Origin of the sequence: Nocardioides sp. NPDC057767, from assembly GCF_042798275.1 — a bacterium.
In the GTDB taxonomy this organism is placed as follows: Bacteria; Actinomycetota; Actinomycetes; order Propionibacteriales; family Nocardioidaceae; genus Nocardioides.
Genome location: NZ_JBHVKJ010000003.1, coordinates 42794 through 57289 on the forward strand (window position 1 = coordinate 42794; position 14496 = coordinate 57289).

The window sequence follows — 14496 nt, forward strand, 5'->3', positions numbered from 1 at the left end:
GGATGATTCAGACATGACCGCATCCGCACCGACGACGCATCTCGCTGCCGAGATAGCGACCCAGCCCGCCAACTGGATGGCCGCCAGGAGCACCGCCGAACACTTCGCCGACGCCCTGCCGCAGCCGGGGGAGAAGGTCGCGGTCGTCGGCTGCGGCACCTCGCTCTACATGGCCCAGGCCTACGCCGCGCTCCGGGAGGAGCAGGGCCAGGGTGTCACCGACGCCTGGACGCCGACCGAGGCTCGGATCGACCGGGGCTACGACCGGCTGCTCGCCATCACGCGGTCCGGGACCACGACCGAGGTCATCGACCTGCTCACCCGTGTCGAGGGCACGATCCCGGCATCGGTGATCTCCTCCTCGCCCGGCACCCCGGCGCTCGAGCTGGCGGAGCCGATCCTGATGCCCGAGGTGGACGAGAAGTCGGTGGTCCAGACCCGCTTCGCGACCACCGCGCTCGCCATGCTGCGATGGCATCTCGGCCACGACTTGGGCCTGGCTGCCGAGCAGGCCCAGCGGATCATCGACGCCGGTGTCAGCGGGTTCGGTCCGGCGCTGACTGCCGACCAGCTCACCTTCGTCGGCCGCGGCTGGACCAACGGCGTGGCCCAGGAGGCGGCCCTCAAGCTGCGGGAGTCCGCGCAGCTGTGGACCGAGTCCTACCCGATGATGGAATACCGTCACGGTCCGCTCTCGATCAGCGCTCCCGGCCGGGTCGTGTGGGCCTTCGGCGACCTGGTGCCCGGGTTCGCCGAGGACGTCGCGGTCACCGGCGCGGACCTGATCCACGACGAGGTCGACCCGCTCGCCGAGCTGGTGCGCGTGCACCTGCTCTGCGTCGAGCGGGCCCGGCGAGCCGGGCTCGATCCCGACGCGCCGCGCAACCTCACGCGCTCGATCATCCTCAGCCCGGCTGCTCCTCCGCCCGCGTGATGCGACCTCTCGCCCTCGCGTTCGACGTCGGCGGCACCTCGGTGCGCGGAGCGGTGGTCGGCGCCGCTGACGTGGTGCTCGCCGAGTCGCGGGTGGCCACCCGGATCGGTCCGGCGGTGCTCGATGACATCGCGCGGTTGGGTGAAGGACTCCTCGCCGGCCTGAGTCCCGCGGCTCGGGCAGAGGTCGCCGCGGTCGGGGTCGCCTTCCCCGGGCTCGTCGACACCGAGGCCGGCATCTCCCGCAGGGCGGTCAACCTCGGTCTCGTCGACACTCTCGTGGCGGCCCCGCTCTCCGAGCACCTGGGCCTTCCGGTCACGGTGGCGCACGATACGGCCGCTGCCGCCGGTGCGATCTGGGACGACGCCGGCTCGCCGGCCTCCGCGTTCGTGGCCGTCCTCGGGACGGGTGTCGCTGCGGTGACGTACGTCGAGGGTCGGGCGATCCTCGGCGTCTCCGGACAGGCCGGTGAGATCGGCCACCTGGTCGTCGACCCGGCCGGGCCGCGGTGCGGCTGCGGACTGCGCGGCTGCGTGGAGGCGTACGCGGGTGCGCGCGCGATGCTGGAGAGGTACGCGTCGCTGGGCGGCGACACCAAGGTCTCCGGCGTCGCCGAGCTGGTCGCGCGGGCCGAGTACGACCGCCTCGCTGCCGAGGTCTGGTCCGAGGCGGTCACCGCCCTCGCCGACGGCTTCCTCGCCGTCGGTGCCCTGCTCGCGCCCGCCGAGATCATCCTGGGCGGTGGTGTCGCCGAGGCCAGGAGAGCGCTGCTCGACCCGCTGCAGGTCCGGATGCGGGAGCGGGCCGGCGTGACGGCCGTCCCGCCCGTGCGCCTCTCCGCCCTCGGCGGCCGCGCCGGCCTGATCGGTGCCGCCAGGCTGGCCCTGGCCGCGGTGAGGACGAACCCATGATCATCACCGTCACGCTCAACCCGGCGATCGACGTGACCTACCGGCTGCCCCGGTTGACCGTCGGCGAGGTCCACCGGATCGCCGACGTCACCACCCGGCTCGGCGGGAAGGGCGTCAACCTCGCCCGGGTGCTGCATCAGCTGGGGGAGCCGACGCACGCCGTCGGTCTCGCCGACGAGGCCTTCGCCCAAGCCCTCGCGGGGGAGCTGCCCTCCACCTTCCTGCCCGAGCTCGAAGAGGTACGCCGCACCGTGGTCGTCGCCGCCACCGAGTCGACGACCTCGCTGTGGGAGCCGGGCAGGCAGGCCGCGTCCGGCGCCGACCTGCGGCTGCTCGACCTCCTCGGGGACTGGGTCGTGGACGCGACGGCTCTCACCGTCTCCGGCAGCCTGGCGCCCGGCGTGCCCGTCGACCTTCCGGCGCGGATCGCGCGCCTCGCCGCTGCCGCCGGCGTCCCGGTGCTCCTCGATCTCGACGACGTGGCCCTCGCGGCCGCCGTCGGAACCGGCGCTGTCCTGACGCCCAACGAGGACGAGGCCGCACGCCTTCTCGGGCACAGTCCGGACGATCCTTTCGTCGCGGTGAAAGAGCTCGCCACCCGCCACGGGGGACCGGTCGTGCTGACCCGGGGACGCCTCGGGCTGATCGCCTGTGCCGACGGCGACTGCTGGGAGGTGAGCCCGCCCGCCGGGGTCGCCGGGAACCCGACCGGCGCCGGCGACGCCACTGCCGCGGGGATCGCCCGCGGCCTCGCCCACGCGAGGCCGTGGCCGGAGATCCTCCGCGATGCCGCCGCGCTGGGTGCCGCCGCGGTGGCCACGCCGGTCGCGGGCGAGATCGACACCGAGACGTACGCCTCGGTCCTGGCGGGCGTCAGGGTCGAACGGATCGACGAGGAGCCCTGAGATGCCCCTGGTACCGATGTCGCTGCTGCTCGACAACGCCCGCGGGACCGGAGGCGGGCTGGGTGCGATGAACGTCATCCAGCTCGAGCTGGCCGAGGCGATCGTGGCCGGCGCCGAGCAGGCCGGGCGCCCGGTCGTCCTCCAGATCTCCGAGAACACCGCCGACTACCGCGGCGGCCTCGCGCCGCTTCTGGGCGCCACCCTCGCGATCGCCGAGCGCGCGACCGTGCCGGTGTGCGTGCATCTCGACCACGCGACCCGGGTCGAGCTCGTCGAGGAGGCTGTCGAGCTGGGCTGTCCCTCGGTGATGTTCGACGCCTCCAAGCTCGACTACGACTCGAACGTCGCAGCCACGGCCAAGATCGCGGCCTGGTGCCACGAGCGCGGTGTCTCCGTCGAGTCCGAGCTCGGCGAGGTGGGCGGCAAGGACGGGGTGCACGCGCCAGGGGTGCGCACCCGGCCGGACGAGGCCGCGGCGTACGTCGAGGCCACCGGTGTCGATGCGCTCGCGGTCGCGGTCGGCTCCTCGCACGCGATGACGACGCGCACGGCCTCGCTCGACAACGAGCTCATCGCTCGCCTCGCCGACGCCGTCGATGTGCCGCTCGTGCTGCACGGATCCTCCGGGGTCCCCGACGAGGGCATCGTCGCGGCCGTCGTCGCGGGGATGACCAAGGTCAACATCGCGACCCATCTCAACGCGACGTTCACTCGCGCGGTGCGGGCGGTGCTGATGGACGAGACGAAGGTCGACCCGCGCAAGTACCTCGGCGCTGGTCGCGATGCGGTCGCAGGCGAAGCCGCGCGACTGCTCGCGCTGATCGGTGGACCGAAGGTGGACCGGGCTGTGTGACCTACGTTACAGTCGCCCTCGACTTCGATTGATTCTGACTAATTAGGGCGTGATGCGATCATGTTCAATCAATCACTCAGACGGTCTCTGGTCGCGGGAGTCGCGTTGGCGGCGGGCCTGGTCGCGCTCAGCCCGGTGGGCTCGGTGGCGGCCGAGGCGACCGGCGAGCTCGGCGACGTCACCGGCTTCGAGCGCGACGGCGACAGCTACACCTTCGAGTCCGGCGAGGCCGCCCTGCGCGTGACCTTCGAGGACGCCGACATGGTGCGCGTACGCCTCGCCCCCGACGGCGAGTTCGACGACCCGGCCAACGAGGACCCCACCGACCCCGACGCTCCCGACGCCGACATCGTCGTCAAGCGCGACTACCCCGGCGGGCAGTCGCAGGTGAAGGAGACCGACGCGGCGTACGTCATCAGCACCGGCGAAGCCGTGCTCACGGTGACCAAGCGGCCGATCACCCTGCGCCTCACCGACCCGAGCGGGCGCGTGCTGATGGCGGAGTCCTCCCCGCTGACCTGGGACGACGACGGCACGGCGCAGCACCTGGAGCGCGGCGCCGAGGAGCAGTTCTTCGGCGGCGGCATGCAGAACGGCCGGTTCAGCCACCGCGGCGAGACGATCAAGATCTCGCGCGACTTCAACTGGAACGACGGCGGCAACCCCAACGCGGTGCCGTTCTACGTCTCCTCCCGCGGCTACGGGGTGCTGCGCAACACCTTCGCGCCCGGCAGCTACGACTTCGGCGCGCCGACCACGACGACCCACGACGAGCAGCGCTTCGACGCCTACTACTTCGTCGGTGACGCCGAGCGAGTCATCGACTCCTACACCGAGCTGACCGGCCGGCCGGTCGCGGTCCCGATGTACGCCCTCGAGGTCGGCGACGCCGACTGCTACCTGCACAACGCCAACCGCGGCGAGCGCGAGACCCTGCGCGACTCGAAGGCGATCGCCGACGGCTACGCCGAGCACGACCTGCCGCTCGGCTGGATGCTGGTCAACGACGGCTACGGCTGCGGCTACGAGGACCTGGCCGAGACCGGCGACATGCTGGGCGGCCACGGCGCCGAGCTGGGCCTGTGGACCGAGGACGACCTCACCGAGCAGGAGAGCGAGGTCCAGGCCGGTGTACGCGTCCGCAAGACCGACGTCGCGTGGGTCGGCCCGGGCTACCGCTTCGCGCTCGACGCCTGCGAGCAGGCCCGCGACGGCATCGAGTCCAACAGCGCCGACCGCGCCACCGTCCTCACCGTCGAGGGCTGGGCCGGCACCCAGCGCTGCGCCGCGGTGTGGAGCGGCGACCAGTCCGGGAGCTGGGACTACATCCGCTGGCAGATCCCGACGTACGCCGGTTCCACCATGTCCGGCCAGCACCTCGCCACCGGCGACGTCGACGGCATCTTCGGCGGCAGCGCGGAGACGTACGTCCGCGACATGCAGTGGAAGATGTTCCTGCCGATGACCTACCTGATGAGCGGGTGGGCCGCCTCCGACAAGCAGCCGTGGCGCTACGGCGAGCCCTACACCTCGATCAACCGGAAGTACCTGAGCCTGCACGAGCGGCTGCTGCCCTACTTCTACACCCACACCATGCGGGCGAACCGCAACGGTGTCGGCGCGGTCAAGCCGCTCTACCTCAACTACCCCGACGACCCGAAGACCTGGGGCGACGCGGTGAAGTACGAGTTCCTCGCCGGCGACGACTTCCTGGTCGCCCCGGTCTACGAGGACGCCTCGACCCGCGACGGGATCTACCTCCCCGAGGGCACCTGGGTCGACTACTGGAGCGGCCGGGTCCACCAGGGGCCGACCACGATCGACGGCTACAAGGCTCCGCTGGACACGCTGCCGCTGTTCGTACGCGCCGGGGCGGTCGTGCCGCAGTTCCCCGAGGGCACGCTCGACTGGCAGCAGGGCAAGAAGTCGGGCCGCCTCGACCTGGACGTCTACCCGCAGGGTTCCTCGTCGTTCGTGAACTACGAGGACGACGGGCGCAGCCAGGCGCACGCCTCCGGCGAGTCCGCCACCCAGGAGTTCGAGGTCGACGCCCCCGAGCAGGGCCGCGGCCGTGTCGAGGTGCGGCTGGGGGAGGTCGACGGCTCCTATGCAGGCAAGCCCGCCTCGCGCGAGTACGGCCTCACTGTGCATGCCGATGCCGAGCCCGGAAGCGTGGAGCTGGACGGTGAGGAGCTGCCGCAGCGGGGCTCCGCCGCCGAGCTCGAGGGCGCCGCGACCGGGTGGTTCCACGACTCCGCGACGGGCATCACGTCGGTGAAGACGGGGAAGCTGTCCACGTCCGCGGCGGCCGTGGTCGCGCTCAACGGCTCCTCGGCCGTCGGCGGCAGCCACCCGGGCGACCGCAACGTGGGCCTGGACGCCGCCACCGCCGCGATCGCGGTCGCCGGTGAGGAGGCGGAGGTCAGCGCCACCTTCACCAACGAGACCGACTCCCGCGTACAGCTCGAGTCGATCACGGCCACCGCGCCCGAGGGCTGGGACGTACGTCCGGCTGCCGGGGTCTCCGGTGGGCTCGCTCCGGGAGCCTCCCGCACCGCGACCTTCGGCGTCACGCCGCCGGCGGACGCCGAACCCGGGCGCGTCCGGATCGAGGTGAACGCGACGTACGTGACCCACGACCGGACGTACACGGTGACCGACTCGGCGACGACCACCGTCGCCCACCCGGACCTCGCGTCGGCGTTCAACAATGTCGGCGTGACCAAGGCCGAGGACCCGGCGCCGGGAGACATCGACGGCGGGGGCAGCAGCTTCCTGGCCGGCAAGCTCGCCGAGAAGGGAGTCACGCCAGGGGCGACGGTGAGCGCGAGCGGCTTCGACTTCACCTGGCCGGACTCGGTGCCGGGCACGAAGGACAACGTCGCCTCCGGCGGCGAGACCATCCGGATCAGCGGCAAGGGCAACGCGCTGGCGTTCCTGGGGACCGGCACCAGCCTGTCGGCATCGGGGAAGGCCACGGTGCACTACGCCGACGGCACCTCCTCGACGGGGACGCTGGGCTTCCCCAACTGGTGCTGTGCGGCGACCGACAGCTACGGCGCCAAGGTGGCCGTCACCACGCTGGGCAAGAACACGCCGAGCGGCCCGGCCTACCCGACCGTCTCCTACCGGCTGTTCACCAAGACGCTGCGTACCGACCCGGCCAAGGAGATCGCGGCGGTCACCCTGCCCGCCAACGCGGCGGTGCACGTCTTCGCGATGACGGTCGGTGACGAGGAGGTCGTGCCGCCGGCGCTGGCGGACGGCCAGTACTCGCTCGGCAACGCCGCCTCCGGGCTCGCGCTCGACGCCGCCACGGGATCGAGCAACGGTCAGCTGACCACCTCGGCGGTCGGGGCGGCGGCGTCGCAGAAGTGGGTGGTCACCCGGAACGAGGACGACGGGAGCTACCAGCTGAAGAACGCCGGCACCGGTCTGTGCGCCGACGTCGCCTACAGCTCGAAGACGAGCGGCGACCCGGTCGTGGAGTACACCTGCACGGGCACGCCCAACCAACGCTGGGTCATCGTGACTGACGGTCCGGCCCTGAAGATCTCCGCCAAGCACAGCGGCCTCAGCCTCGCGGCCGGCGCCGACGGACTGGTGATCCAGCAGACCGACGCCGCGGCCGGCTCGCAGCGCTGGCGCGCCACTGCGAACTAGGCCGGTGGCGGGCGACCCGGTCGCACTGCTTACATGACCCTCGATGAGCGCCGCGCTGTGCGGTGACCGAGGAGGGGCGGTGAGCGGTGCGGCCGGGGAGTCGTGGTGAGGTCGTGCTGTGCGCCGTCCTGGTGCTGATCGCCCTGGGCTGGATCGTCACCGGGCTGCGTACCGATTCCGGTGAGGTGCACGAGGCGCCGGTCGTGCTGGTCGGTCCCGACGTCGTCACCGCGCCGCTCGTGAAGCAGGTCAACGCGGTACCCGGGCACCCGTTCACGGCCGGCGGGGTCGACGACCCCGCCGAGGCGGCGGATCTGCTGGAGCGCGGCGACGTCGTCGCGGCGCTCCATCTGGACCTGTCCGGGACGCGCGACGAGCTACGGATCGCGGCCGCCCACCGGCCCGAGCTCGCGCGGGAGATCCATGCCGAGGTCACGCGGATCGAGAAGACCCGCGGCCGGACGGTCGCGCTCGCCCCGACCGACGACCGGCACGAGGAGCGGTCGTGGGCCCCGGTCACCTTCTCCGCCGCGCTGGCCGGCTTTCTGCTGGTGTGCGTCGTCTCGCTCGTGTGGGGGCCGCTGGCACGTACGCTGCCCCGGCTCCTGGCCCGGCTGACCGCGCTCGCCACGCTGGCGGTGGGCGCAGGCATCTGGGGGTGGCTCCTCGCCGCGCCCGCACCGGCAGGGGAGCGGATGCTCGTCGCATCCGTCCTCGCCGCGACGGTGGTTGCCGCGGGCGCGCTGACCTTCGCCTGCGAGGTCGTCGGCGGGTTGCCGGGACTGCTGTTCGCGGCAGCGGTGATCGTCGCCGGCCCGGTGCCCCTCGTCCTCGCCGGCGACCTTCTGCTGCTCGCCGAACCGTGGGCGACCGGTTCCCGCTGGACCGTCACCGGGGCGGCCGAGTCGCTGCTGTGGGCCGTCGAGACCCGCACCGGCATCGCTCAACCGTTGGTGACGATCGTTGGTTCGGCCCTGCTCGGGCTGGTCGTGCTGGTGGCGACCCGATGGCTGGTCCGAGGTCTCCTCGCCCCCGAAGGAGAGTCTGTCTCGGTGAGCGGGTGGCGCAGGACCCTCGGCCTGGTCCTGGTCTCGGCCACCTGCCTGACGGTGCTGGCCACCGCGCTGACCTCCGCGCTGCGCGCCGAGACCGTGCCGCGACCGCTGCCCAGTCTCGCCTCGACGACCCAGTGCGTACCTTCGGGTCCCGTCGAGGACGTCGACGACCTCAACCGGATCACCAGGCTGCGCGCCGAACCGGCCCTGCAGGGAGGTGACGTGGGGGTCAGCGCCACCCTGGCGGACGGACGGAGCATCTGGATGTTCGGCGACACCCTGAGAGCCAAAGAGCTCCCCGGCGCCGGTTTCGTACGCAACTCGATGCTGCTCGTCGAGCCCGACTGCCTGCGCGTCGTCCTGCCGGAGTCCGGCGGCGCCATCATCCCCGACCGCGACGACGGCGTCGGCTACTGGCCGATGTCGGTGACCACCCTCGACAAGCCCGGCTACGCGCTCGTCGTCGTGGCGGCTCAGCGGGTGCGTGCGACCGGCTCGGGTGACGTTTTCGGCTTCGAGGCGCTCGGGCCCTCGATCGCGCAGTTCGTCGTCCCCGACGGTGGCGTCCCGCAGCTGATCGCCGTGACCGACGTCGGTGCCGACGACGCGGACACCCGCCGGCCGATGTGGGGAGCAGCGGCGGCGGTGTCGGGGGAGTGGCTCTACCTCTACGGCACCGCGCGCGAGCCCGACCCGGAGCTCGGCACCGGCTTCTCGCTCCACGTCGCCCGGGTCGAGCCGGACCACGTCGCTGACCCGGACCGCTGGACCTACTGGGACGGTGCCCGCTGGGGCCGCCGGCCGGGCGCCGCGAGCGAGCTGATCCCCGCCGCCGACGGCGTCTCCCAGACGCTGAGCGTCTTCGAACGCGACGGTCGCTGGTACGCGTTCAGCAAGAGCGGCGAGTTCCTGGGCGACGACCTGGTCTTCTGGACCTCGTCGTCACCGACGGGACCGTTCCGGGCGCAGCCCCCGGTCGGCACCCTGCCCTCCGGGGTGGCGCGTGGCGAGCTGCGCTACATGCCGCTGGCCCACCCCGACATCCTCGAGGAGCCGGGCTCGGTGATCGTGTCCTACAGCCGCAACAGCACCGACTTCGGCGCGGTGCTCCGCAACCCGCTCCTCTACCGGCCGAAGTTCATCCGGGTCGAACTCCCTCGCGGTTAGCGGAGCCGGCGCCGGCGGGCGAGACGCTCGGCGATCCCCCGGATGCCGGCGATCTGCTCCGGCACCGAGCGAACCTGGGGAGGGCTGTCCGAACCAGGTTCGGACAGCCCTCCCCAGGTTGATTGGTTCAGGCGTCAGCGGGCGAGCGTGTGGAGCAGGCCGGTGACGGCGGCCGCGGCGGCGTCGGGGTCCTGGGCGCGGATCGCGTCGAAGACGGCGATGTGCTCGTCGGCGATCTCGGCGGTCTCGTCGTCGAGGTGGATGGTCGCGCGCAGGGTGTCCTCGAAGCCTGCGTAGAGCTCGATGAGCAGTGGGTTGTGGGTCGCGGTGACCACGCCGAGATGGAACTCCGCGTCGGCCTCGGCGAAGGCCTCGGCGTCGCCGGCCTCGACCGCCGCGGCACGCCGGTCCATGACGGTGGTCAGAGCCCGCAGGTCGTCGTCGGAGCGCCGCTCGGCGGCCAGCGCCGCCGCCTGGGTCTCGATCGCGTGGCGGACCTCGAGGACGTGCCGCAGGTCGACGCGGCCGACCTGCCGCCGCATCATCGCCGCGACCTCGTTGGAAGAGGCGACGTACGTCCCGTCCCCACGCCGCACCTCCAGCACGCCGGTGTGGGCCAGCGCCCGCACCGCCTCGCGCACGGTGTTGCGGCTGACGCCGAGAGCCGCGGCGAGCTCGGGCTCCGGCGGGATGCGGGCGCCGACGGCCCACTCGCCGTCGGCGAGCAGCGCGCGCATGCCGTCGATCGCCTGGTCGACCAGGGAGCGAGGTGTGGTGGTGGAGAGCGGCACGATGCCGTCCTTTCATCCAATCATCCGATGTCTGGCATCCTAGGGGGCGTGACCTCCCGACTCCAGTCCCGCCCCGATGCTCCGCCGTCGAACCTGAGGTCGACGGTGTGGCTCCTGGTCGCGGTCCTGCTGGTGGCTGCGAACCTGCGCGGCGGCATCACCTCCCTCGGTGCGCTGCTCGACGGGCTCGACGGGCTCTCTGCCGGAACCAGGTCGTTCCTGACCTCTCTTCCCGTGCTGTGCTTCGCCGTCGTCGGTGCGACCGGGATGACCCTCGCGCGCCGGCTCGGTGTGCATCGGGGCATCGGGGTCGCGCTCGGCCTGCTGGTGGCCGGGCTGCTGGTCAGAGTGATCGGCGACCCCTGGCTGCTGCTGGCCGGCACCTTCGTCGCCTGCGCGGGCATCGCGCTCGCCAACGTGCTGCTGCCGGCCGTGGTCAAGGAGGGCTTCCCGAACCGGGTCGGCGCGGTCACCGGTGCCTACAGCGCGATCATGTCGTTGGGTGCGGCGATCGCGGCCGGGGTCACGGTGCCGATCGCCCAGGCGGCCGGAAGCTGGCGGGTCGGTCTCGGCGTCTGGGCACTGCTCGCCGCCCTGGCCCTGCTCGCCTGGGTGCCGCATCTGCGCGACCACGGCCACCGCCGCGGTGCCGCGACCCGGGTCTCGCTGTGGCGCGAGCCGGTGGCATGGGCCGTGACGATCCTCTTCGGCACCCAGTCGCTGTTCGCGTACGTCGTGATGAGCTGGCTGCCCAGCATCTACGCCGACGCCGGCTTCAGTCACGCGACGGCCGGGCTGCTGCTCGCGGTGAGCATCCTCGTCGGCGTACCGGTGTTCTTCCTGGCGCCCTCGCTCGCGATCCGGGCATCGTCGCAGGGCCACCTGGTCGCGGTCCTGACCGCGTTCCTCGCGATCGGGTTCGCCGGGCTCTGGATCGCCCCCGTCGCCGGCGCCTGGGTCTGGGCGGTGCTGATCGGCATCGGCGGTGCGGTCTTCCCGGTCGTCCTCACCCTGTTCAGCATCCGCACCGCGACCACCGCCGGCACCACTGCGCTCTCCTCGATGGGGCAGAGCATCGGCTACCTGCTCGCCGCCGGCGGCCCGTTCCTCGTCGGGCTGCTGCGCGAGTCCACCGGATCGTGGTCGGTCCCGATCGCGCTGCTGCTGGGCATCGCGGTGGTCCAGCTCGTCGCCGGGTACGTCGCCGGCCGCCCGGTCATCATCGGGGACCGCGCCGAGGACTGATCATCCGGCTCGCCGTGTCGCGAAATGACCGACACGGCGGTCCTCTACCGACGCGTACGTCGGCGAACCCGCGATACTGCTGGACATGACGACAACCGCGGAGCGGACGAATCGGGTCGGGCTTTCGGTGGTGGCGGCAGTGGTCGTCGCGGTGGCAGAGGCCCTGCGGCTGGTGCTTCTGAGCCAGCTCCAGTGGGAGCTCGGCTATCCCGAGATCTACGCGTTCCAGGGCGTGCTGTTCACGCTGGTCTACCTGACGTACGCAGCGGTGCTGGTCTGGCGCGGACGAACGGTCCTTCGTCGGATGACGGCGCCTCTCCTCCTGCTCGTGCCGTGGTTCTTCGACGCGTTCTGGCTGGTGGCGAACTTCCTCCAGTCACGTGGGGCGTTCGATCTGCCGCACGGTGAGTGGTGGCTGTGGATGATCCGGCTCCAGATGGTGGTCACGGTGCTCTGCCTCGTGGCCGCGTGGGGCATCGCGCGCCGCCAGGGCTTCCTGTGGCTGGCCGGGCTGATCGTCCCCGCAGTGCTGATGATGGTGTGGATCACCTGGTCGGGGAGGGTCTGGGAGTCGATGGTCGGCGACACGTTCGTGACCGACCTCTTCATGATGGTGTCGAGCGTGGCCATCCCGCTCGTCGGCTGCCTGGTCTGCTGGGGCGTCGAAGCACTGTCGCGCACCGCGCGGCCGGCCCAGGTCGCGACCGCCTGACTGCTACCTCGCAGCCGGCGGATTCTTTGCGTCCTTCGGCAAGTTCGGGTCGATCGGAGTGACCCGGACGCCGAGCGCGGAGTGGGCGTAGCTGGCCAGCTGCTGCTCGGCGCGCTCGAGGCTGAGCGAGGAGTTGTGGGCGAGCAGATGGAGGCCGAAGGCGTCCTCGAGGGCCACGAAGTTGCGCGCGATCGCCTCGGCCGAGTCGGTCAGCGAGAACGCGCCGGTCGCGCGGCCGACCTCGAGCACCGCGGTGTAGAGCGAGACCTCGCGGTCGAAGAGCAGCGTCATCAGGGTGGCGTGCATCGGGCTGCGGCTCGCGTTGACCGAGATCTCGTCGAGAACCTGGCTCAGCAGGAGGTCTTCACCGCGGGGAAGGCCTGAGTACATCAGGCGGCCGAGCTTCTCGGCGGGGGACAGATCGCCCTCGATGGCTGCCTGTCGCGACCAGTAGTAGCGGTCGGTCGCGGCCTGGTGAGCGGCCTCGATGAGGCCGTCGAGCTCGGGGTAGTAGTAGGCGATCAGGCGGGGCGAGATGCCGGCCTCGGCGGCGATGTTCTTCATCGTGGCGCCGGCCAACCCGTGAGCGGCGATCACGGTCAGCGTTGCCGCGGTCAGGTGTTCGCGCCGAGCGGCCTGGTCCTTGCGTCGAGCCATGCTCAACCGTAACGCGTATGTGAAATCTGTGGGCGGACGATTGACACCTGGTGTGGCGCGCCTCATATTTGCGGTGAAGCGCAAAGAAAGGACTTGCTTGTGCGTACCCACCAGGACTGGCGAGAGATTGCCACCGAGGTCCGCCCCCGGACGCGAGCGTTCGTCGGCGGCCGCTCCGTCGACACCGCGGAGGGCTCCTTCGAGAACCGGAACCCCGCGTCCGGGGCCCTGCTCGCCGAGGTCGCCGACGCCGGCGCCGCCGGGGTCGACGCCGCCGTGCGGGCGGCACGGACTGCGTACGAGGACGGGGGCTGGTCGCGCGCGGGAGTCGCCTTCCGGCGGGAGCGGATGCTCCGCTTCGCCGACCTCCTCGCCGCTCACGCCGCCGAGCTCGCGGTCCTGGACTCGCTCGACATGGGCAAGCGGGTGGTGGACGCCTACGACCTGGACCTGCCGTTCTCGGTGAACCTGTTCCGCTACTACGCCGAGGCCATCGACAAGATCAACGACGAGGTCGCGCCGACCCCGCCGGGCACGACCGCGCTGATCCGCCGAGTCCCGCTCGGTGTCGTCGGGGCGGTGGTCCCGTGGAACTACCCGGTCGACATGCTCGCCTGGAAGGTGGCTCCGGCGATGGCCGCCGGCAACAGCGTCGTCCTCAAGCCCGCCGAGCAGTCACCGTCATCGGCGCTGCGGATCGCCGAGCTCGCCGCCGAGGCCGGGATCCCCGACGGCATCCTCAACGTCGTCCCCGGCCTGGGCGAGACGACCGGCAAGGCGCTCGGCCTGCACCCCGACGTCGACGTGCTCGCCTTCACCGGCTCGACCGAGGTCGGGGCGTACTTCCTGCAGTACGCCGGCCGGTCGAACCTCAAGCAGGTCTGGCTCGAGTGCGGCGGCAAGAGCCCGCACGTCGTCTTCGCCGACGCCGAGGACCTCGCCGCCACCGCCAAGCAGACCGCCTTCGGCATCTGGTTCAACCAGGGCGCGGTCTGCTCGGCGCACTCCCGGGTGCTGGTCCAGCGCGAGGTCCACGAGGAGTTCGTCGCCCTCGTCGCGAAGGAGGCGGAGGCGTACGCCCCGGGCGACCCGCTCGACCCCGCCGCCGGGATGGGCGCGATCGTCTCGCCCGAGCAGACCGACCGGATCATGGAGTTCGTCGACGAGGCCAAGACGTCAGGCGCGCGCCTGGTCACCGGCGGCGAGCGGATCACGCGCGACGGCAGCGACTGCTACGTCCAGCCGACCGTCTTCGACGGCGTCGACCCGGCCTCCGCCCTCGCCCGCGAGGAGGTCTTCGGCCCGGTCCTGGCGGTCACCCCCTTCGACACCGAGGACGAGGCCGTCGCGCTCGCCAACGACACCGCGTACGGCCTGGCCGCCTCGGTCGCGACCGGCAGCCTGAGCCGCGCGCATCGGCTCGCCGAGCGGGTCCACGCCGGCACCGTGACCGTGAACGGCGTCGACGCCTTCAGCGCCTGGACCCCGTTCGGCGGGTTCAAGGGCTCCGGCTTCGGGCGCGACCTCTCGCTGCACGCCCTCGACAAGTACGTCGGTCTCAAGACCGTCTGGATCAACCACTGACCTGCCCGCCACGAACAGG

At 71.9% G+C, this 14496-nt stretch carries 11 protein-coding genes; 9 read left to right on the forward strand and 2 right to left on the reverse strand.

What is annotated here, in order from left to right; translation table 11 throughout:
• Positions 1–13: 13 nt before the first annotated feature.
• From ACFVDI_RS02575 to ACFVDI_RS02600, 6 genes are all read left to right on the forward strand, one after another.
• Positions 14–934, forward strand: coding sequence for an SIS domain-containing protein (locus ACFVDI_RS02575; protein ID WP_378900028.1), 921 nt, complete (start codon positions 14–16; stop codon positions 932–934).
• Entirely contained in the window at positions 934–1845 is a 912-nt protein-coding gene (locus ACFVDI_RS02580) for an ROK family protein (RefSeq protein WP_378900031.1), read from the forward strand. The genes ACFVDI_RS02575 and ACFVDI_RS02580 overlap by 1 nt, the downstream gene beginning before the upstream one ends.
• Entirely contained in the window at positions 1842–2750 is a 909-nt protein-coding gene (locus tag ACFVDI_RS02585) for a 1-phosphofructokinase family hexose kinase (RefSeq protein ID WP_378900034.1), read from the forward strand. Before ACFVDI_RS02580 ends, ACFVDI_RS02585 begins: the two co-directional genes overlap by 4 nt.
• Before the next feature lies 1 nt (position 2751).
• Positions 2752–3603: a ketose-bisphosphate aldolase gene (locus tag ACFVDI_RS02590; RefSeq protein WP_378900037.1), complete on the forward strand. Its 852-nt coding sequence runs from the start codon at positions 2752–2754 to the stop codon at positions 3601–3603.
• Positions 3604–3663: 60 nt separating this feature from the next.
• Positions 3664–7266: a TIM-barrel domain-containing protein gene (locus tag ACFVDI_RS02595; protein WP_378900040.1), complete on the forward strand. Its 3603-nt coding sequence runs from the start codon at positions 3664–3666 to the stop codon at positions 7264–7266.
• Between the two features lie 113 nt (positions 7267–7379).
• Complete coding sequence (locus ACFVDI_RS02600) at positions 7380–9488, forward strand: hypothetical protein (RefSeq protein WP_378900043.1); 2109 nt, start codon at positions 7380–7382, stop codon at positions 9486–9488.
• Positions 9489–9622: 134 nt separating this feature from the next.
• On the opposite strand, the gene ACFVDI_RS02605 is transcribed toward ACFVDI_RS02600, so the two are convergent.
• Positions 9623–10279: a FadR/GntR family transcriptional regulator gene (locus ACFVDI_RS02605; RefSeq protein WP_378900046.1), complete on the reverse strand. Its 657-nt coding sequence runs from the start codon at positions 10277–10279 to the stop codon at positions 9623–9625.
• 48 nt (positions 10280–10327) lie between these two features.
• Between ACFVDI_RS02605 and ACFVDI_RS02610 the strand changes: the two genes are divergently transcribed.
• Entirely contained in the window at positions 10328–11524 is a 1197-nt protein-coding gene (locus ACFVDI_RS02610) for an MFS transporter (protein ID WP_378900049.1), read from the forward strand.
• A gap of 85 nt (positions 11525–11609) precedes the next feature.
• Entirely contained in the window at positions 11610–12236 is a 627-nt protein-coding gene (locus tag ACFVDI_RS02615; protein WP_378900052.1) for a hypothetical protein, read from the forward strand.
• Positions 12237–12239: 3 nt separating this feature from the next.
• Here ACFVDI_RS02615 and ACFVDI_RS02620 read toward each other — a convergent pair whose 3' ends face one another.
• Positions 12240–12893: a TetR/AcrR family transcriptional regulator gene (locus ACFVDI_RS02620; RefSeq protein WP_378900055.1), complete on the reverse strand. Its 654-nt coding sequence runs from the start codon at positions 12891–12893 to the stop codon at positions 12240–12242.
• 99 nt (positions 12894–12992) lie between these two features.
• Between ACFVDI_RS02620 and ACFVDI_RS02625 the strand changes: the two genes are divergently transcribed.
• Positions 12993–14477, forward strand: coding sequence for an aldehyde dehydrogenase family protein (locus ACFVDI_RS02625; RefSeq protein WP_378900058.1), 1485 nt, complete (start codon positions 12993–12995; stop codon positions 14475–14477).
• The last annotated feature ends 19 nt before the right edge of the window (positions 14478–14496 follow it).

Bases quoted from the DNA above. Each gene is read 5' to 3' on its own strand.
- ACFVDI_RS02575 (WP_378900028.1), top strand. From the start codon at position 14: ATGACCGCATCCGCACCGACGACGCATCTCGCTGCCGAGATAGCGACC.
- ACFVDI_RS02580 (WP_378900031.1), top strand. From the start codon at position 934: ATGCGACCTCTCGCCCTCGCGTTCGACGTCGGCGGCACCTCGGTGCGC.
- ACFVDI_RS02585 (WP_378900034.1), top strand. From the start codon at position 1,842: ATGATCATCACCGTCACGCTCAACCCGGCGATCGACGTGACCTACCGG.
- ACFVDI_RS02590 (WP_378900037.1), top strand. From the start codon at position 2,752: ATGCCCCTGGTACCGATGTCGCTGCTGCTCGACAACGCCCGCGGGACC.
- ACFVDI_RS02595 (WP_378900040.1), top strand. From the start codon at position 3,664: ATGTTCAATCAATCACTCAGACGGTCTCTGGTCGCGGGAGTCGCGTTG.
- ACFVDI_RS02615 (WP_378900052.1), top strand. From the start codon at position 11,610: ATGACGACAACCGCGGAGCGGACGAATCGGGTCGGGCTTTCGGTGGTG.
- ACFVDI_RS02620 (WP_378900055.1), bottom strand. From the start codon at position 12,893: ATGGCTCGACGCAAGGACCAGGCCGCTCGGCGCGAACACCTGACCGCG.